We start from the raw sequence: 4609 nt of genomic DNA, 5'->3' as shown, positions 1-4609 counted from the left end.
CGCGCCGAAGGCCATCAGCCAGAACGCGTTGAAGACGATATGCTGGAGGCTGCCGTGCAGCAGCGAATAGGTAACGGGCGTCCAGAACAGCTCCAGCCCCTGCTGCGACAGCGGAATCACATAGCGGGCGGGAACGAAGCCGAAGGTGAAGAACAGCCAGTTCTGCGCATCGTCGGATAGCAAGAGCTCCTGCACCGCATAGATGACACCAAGCAGGCAAAGGCTGAAGAACAACGCCGGCGGAAGGTTGAAGACCGGTTCACGCGGTCGTGCCGGCGGCTGGACCTCGGGAGGTTCGGGCGCCTTGTGCGGCTCGGCCGTCTTCTCATTCATCTGTGTTTCGCCTCGTTGAGGCCACAGCCATACAGGAGCGACTGTCAAAAAAAAAGCCGTCCGAAGTGCCGGACGGCATGACCCTGAGCCCAGGAAAGACCTCGGCCCGGGCAGGTTGTGCTGAACTTCGAAAGTCGAAGCGATGGCAGGACAGTGTCACGACGGGCACTGCACCTCAACCGAAACCATCTCTTAACCTTAACGGCCGCGATCTGGCATGAAATCCGCAAGGTAGAGCCTGTAAGGGCAATGACTGCCCAAAAATGCTCCGGAATGGGACAGGTTGGTGTGAAATGCGTGTGCAAACGACCATCGAGATTTTTGACTACTGGAACCGTATCCGCGGCGCTGCCGATGCGCCGCTGAAATCACAGGTCGAACCCTCCGCCGTCCCGCATCTTCTCCAGAGTCTGTTCATTCTGGAGAGGCGCGAGGGCGGAGACATCGGTTTCCGGCTCGCCGGCACCCGCATCTGTGATCTCTTTGGGCGTGACCTGCGCGGCGAACGTTTTTCGTCTCTCTGGGCAAATGGTCAGCTCGCGGACATCGAACGCACGGCGATGGGCGTCATGGACCATGCCATGCCGGCCCTGTTCAACGCCACCGGCTACAGCACCGTCGGTCATCAGGCCTCCTTCGAGATTATCATGATGCCGCTGCGTTCGCCGGACGGCGCCTGCGACAGGTTGCTCGGGGCGATCGCGCCGGCAGCGGCCGCGAGCTGGCTGGAGATCGTACCGCTCGAATTCCTGGCGCTCGACCGCAGCCGCCTGCTGCCCGGAAAATTCGGCAAGGCAGCACCGGCCGAACCGCGCCCGATCAACAGGATCGTCGCTGGCAAAAGCATCCACTTCGGCCAGGTCATGCGCCGCATGGTGTCGCAGCTGCTGAGCGTGGAGGCGCGCTGACGGTCCCATTTTAGGACAGCCCGTATACTCGTTTTCCGCTATATGGGAATGGGGCAGAACAACCTTCTGTTAATGGATTGTGGGTAAAGATCGGTCTCTGTGATTTTCATGAAGAAGCCCTTTGATGCACTCGTTCCAGCCAGCTCAGACGCAACGACCTGCGCCGCGCCCTGAACAGGGCGTTTTTCAGCGCGTGCCCATCAATATGCAGGGCCGGCTGATGCTTGCGAACTACGAGGAATTCGAATGCATGGTGATCGACATGTCGCCTGGCGATATGTACGTGACCTGCCTCGGCCGGCCGCGCGCCAACGAACGCGTCGTCGCCTACATCGACCATCTCGGCCGCGTCGAAGGTTATGTCCAGACGATCGATGGCCGCGGCTTCACCATGTCGATCAACGCCACCGACCGGAAGCGCGAGAAGCTCGCGGCCCAGCTCACCTGGCTTGCCAACAAGCACGAACTCGGCCTGCCCGAGGATCGCCGCCATGACCGTTTGACGCCACGCGACACAAAGACCGAGCTGACGCTCGAGGACGGCACGCGCTATTCCTGCCGCATCATGGATCTTTCGCTATCGGGCGCTGCCGTCGACGTCGAGATGCGCCCTTCGATCGGAACGGCCGTGCGCCTCGGCAACATGCGCGGTCGCGTCGTACGCCATTTCGTCGAAGGTGTGGCAATCGAATTCCTGTCGATCCAGTCCCGCGAGACGTTACGCGAATTCCTTTAATAACTGCGGAAGTTGGCGCTGCCTTGCCGGCAGTTCCGCGGCGGGTGTAAATTCTCGACGGACTTCCATCCAACGCAATTGCCAGGTCCGGCGCGCGCCCGGTCAGGTCGTGTTGAAAAGCCTCCACTTCACCGGCAAGAGATTTGCAAGCGGCAACAAATCTGGCTTTGGAAAGCAAGCGCGAAATCCTGTCGCAAGTCGTTCCACCCAGTCGGTAGATAAGATTATGAGTGGAACAAGCTGCGACACCGATCGGCACCCAATGAGGTTGCCCAACTTGTGCAGTGATTTTGCGCCCGGGAATGCCCTCGCCCGTCATCCATTCGTCACGGATATGACGGATAAGGCCCGCCTCGATCTCAGGTGCGTCCATGTCAGCTCTTTATCCCGAAATCGAACCCTATGATCATGGTCAGCTCGATACGGGTGACGGCAATCTGATCTATTGGGAGGTCTGCGGCAATCCGGCGGGTCGCCCGGCGCTGGTGTTGCATGGCGGCCCTGGTTCCGGCTGTTCGACTGCGGCGCGGCGCTACTTCGATCCTGACGCCTACCGAATTATTCTGTTCGACCAGCGCAATTGCGGCCGCAGCCTGCCGAGTGCTGCCGATCCTGAAACCGATCTCTCCCTCAACACCACCTGGCATCTCGTTGCCGATATCGAGCGGCTGCGAGCCTATCTCGGCATCGACAGTTGGCTCCTTTTCGGCAATTCCTGGGGTTCGACGCTGGCGCTCGCCTATGCCGAAACCCATCCGGAGCGCGTCGCGGCGATCGTCCTGTCAGGCGTGACCACCACCCGGCGTTCGGAAATCGACTGGCTCTATCGCGGCATGGCGCCGCTCTTTCCGGAAGAATGGCACCGTTTCCGCCAGGCGGTCCCTCCGGGAAGCCAGGGACGAGACGAGGACATGGTTGCCGCCTATCATCGTCTCCTCAACGATGCGGATCCGGAGACGCGCCTCAAGGCGGCGCGCGACTGGCATGATTGGGAGGCCGCCTCGATTCTGCTCGCCGATCCCCACGGCCGGCCGCGCCGTTGGGCCGATCCGGCCTATTTGCTGACCCGCGCCCGCATCATCACCCATTACTTCAGCAACGGCGCCTGGTTGGAGGACGGCCAGCTTTTGAAGAACGCCGCGCGGCTCACCGACATCCCCGGTATCCTGCTGCAGGGAAGGTTCGATATCGAGGCGCCGCTCGTCACGGCTTGGGAACTCGCCCGCGCCTGGCCGCAAAGCGAGCTCAGCATCCTCCCGCATGCTGCCCATTCCACCGCAAATCCCGATATGAGCGCGGCGATCGTCGCTGCCACCGATCGATTTCGCGATATCTAGCAAAAATAATTTTCCCGCCGGAATCGGCAATCTGAGCGATATTCTGCTTTCGAACCGACCAAATCGGTCAATTCCGGCGGCATCGTCGGCCGGCGGCACGCCGCCGCAGATCGCTTATCGGCCGGCGGAATTTATCCGGCTCAACGAAAATCCTTAACATCAGGACGGCAACGCAACCCTTTCGCGGGCGAAAGCCTTGTTGCGTCGATTACAATTTTAATCGATTTCGAGACAAATCCGCGTCAAATTTTATGCGCATTCGAATCTGTTTTTAGTCAAGTTTTCTCGGCATTTGAATCAACTAAGCATTTAATTCTATTACGTAATTTTGCGTGGGATAAAAACGTCTGTGCCATTGTCACCTCAACTTACGGGGAGACGGCAATGACAACTGGGAATATCCTGAAAGGCGGCCTTCTGGCCGGTGCGATCATGATGGCAATGGCGGGTTCGGGACAGGCGATGCCCGCCAGCATGGCCCTGGCAGGCAATGCCAGCCCGCCTATCGGACACTACGAATTCTGCAAGGCCAACCCGACCGAATGTGTCGAGGTCGGCGGCGATGCCGGACCGGCCATCCTCACCGAGGATCGCTGGAAGGAAATTCTCAAGGTCAATTACGCCGTCAATTCGTCGATCCAGCCGATGACGGATGAGCAGATCTACGGTGTCGAGGAGCGCTGGGCCTATCCGCGCACCGTCGGCGACTGCGAGGATTACGCCCTGCTGAAGCGCAAGATGCTGATCGATGACGGTTTCTCGCCCTCCGACACGCTGATCACCGTCGTGCTGCAGCCGAATGGCGAAGGCCATGCCGTGCTGACTGTTCGTACCGATCATGGCGACTTCATCCTCGACAACATGCGCAACAAGGTGCTGCTGTGGTCGGACACCGAATACACCTATCTGAAGCGCCAGTCCGCCAACGATCCGGCCCGCTGGTCGAAGCTTCAGGATGGCCGCGCCGTCGCGGTCGGTAGCGTCAAGTAAGAACAGCCTGCCGGCCATTGCCGGTTGCTGCCTGCGGCCCGGTCAGTCCCCGCATCCCGTCCCCGACCGGTGCCCAAGAGCCGTTCCCGCTGTCCCGGGAACGGCTCGCCTCTTTAAAGAATCCCCACCAGCGCATTAGTGAATTATTAACCTTGCCGGTCCGATCATGACGATGAGAATCATCATCGGCACCGGCGGCTCATGTTCTTCCTGCGGCGGACCGAAACGCGAAGAACCGCCATGAGCCATGCCGCGCACAGCGCACCCGACGAGCAGCCGCTTCCTTCCATGGGGTTTCTCCTCCG

The 4609-nt window shown here is 60.1% G+C and carries 5 protein-coding genes; 4 read left to right on the top strand and 1 reads right to left on the bottom strand.

The window, feature by feature from the left end; translation table 11 throughout:
* Nucleotides 1–333, bottom strand: a 333-nt coding sequence (locus tag FY112_RS03090) for a rhomboid family intramembrane serine protease (RefSeq protein WP_151517644.1), incomplete at its 3' end; no start/stop codon positions are given.
* 263 nt (nt 334–596) lie between these two features.
* Here FY112_RS03090 and FY112_RS03085 point away from each other — a divergent pair.
* From FY112_RS03085 to FY112_RS03070, 4 genes are all read left to right on the top strand, one after another.
* Nucleotides 597–1241: a PAS domain-containing protein gene (locus tag FY112_RS03085; protein WP_017960566.1), complete on the top strand. Its 645-nt coding sequence runs from the start codon at nt 597–599 to the stop codon at nt 1239–1241.
* Nucleotides 1242–1365: 124 nt separating this feature from the next.
* Nucleotides 1366–1977: a PilZ domain-containing protein gene (locus tag FY112_RS03080; protein ID WP_003539887.1), complete on the top strand. Its 612-nt coding sequence runs from the start codon at nt 1366–1368 to the stop codon at nt 1975–1977.
* Nucleotides 1978–2348: 371 nt separating this feature from the next.
* Nucleotides 2349–3314: a prolyl aminopeptidase gene (gene pip / locus FY112_RS03075; RefSeq protein WP_151517642.1), complete on the top strand. Its 966-nt coding sequence runs from the start codon at nt 2349–2351 to the stop codon at nt 3312–3314.
* Nucleotides 3315–3698: 384 nt separating this feature from the next.
* On the top strand, nt 3699–4304 hold the full coding sequence (locus FY112_RS03070; protein ID WP_017960568.1) for a transglutaminase-like cysteine peptidase: 606 nt from the start codon (nt 3699–3701) through the stop codon (nt 4302–4304).
* Nucleotides 4305–4609 lie beyond the last annotated feature (305 nt).

The organism is Rhizobium sp. PEPV16 (assembly GCF_008919455.1).
GTDB lineage: Bacteria > Pseudomonadota > Alphaproteobacteria > Rhizobiales > Rhizobiaceae > Rhizobium > Rhizobium leguminosarum_Q.
This window is presented reverse-complemented; position numbering and strand designations above follow the sequence as displayed.

What these genes read in the sequence shown, in the direction of transcription:
- FY112_RS03080 (WP_003539887.1), top strand. Translation starts at nt 1,366, where the DNA reads ATGCACTCGTTCCAGCCAGCTCAGACGCAACGACCTGCGCCGCGCCCT.
- FY112_RS03085 (WP_017960566.1), top strand. Translation starts at nt 597, where the DNA reads ATGCTCCGGAATGGGACAGGTTGGTGTGAAATGCGTGTGCAAACGACC.
- FY112_RS03070 (WP_017960568.1), top strand. Translation starts at nt 3,699, where the DNA reads ATGACAACTGGGAATATCCTGAAAGGCGGCCTTCTGGCCGGTGCGATC.
- pip (WP_151517642.1), top strand. Translation starts at nt 2,349, where the DNA reads ATGTCAGCTCTTTATCCCGAAATCGAACCCTATGATCATGGTCAGCTC.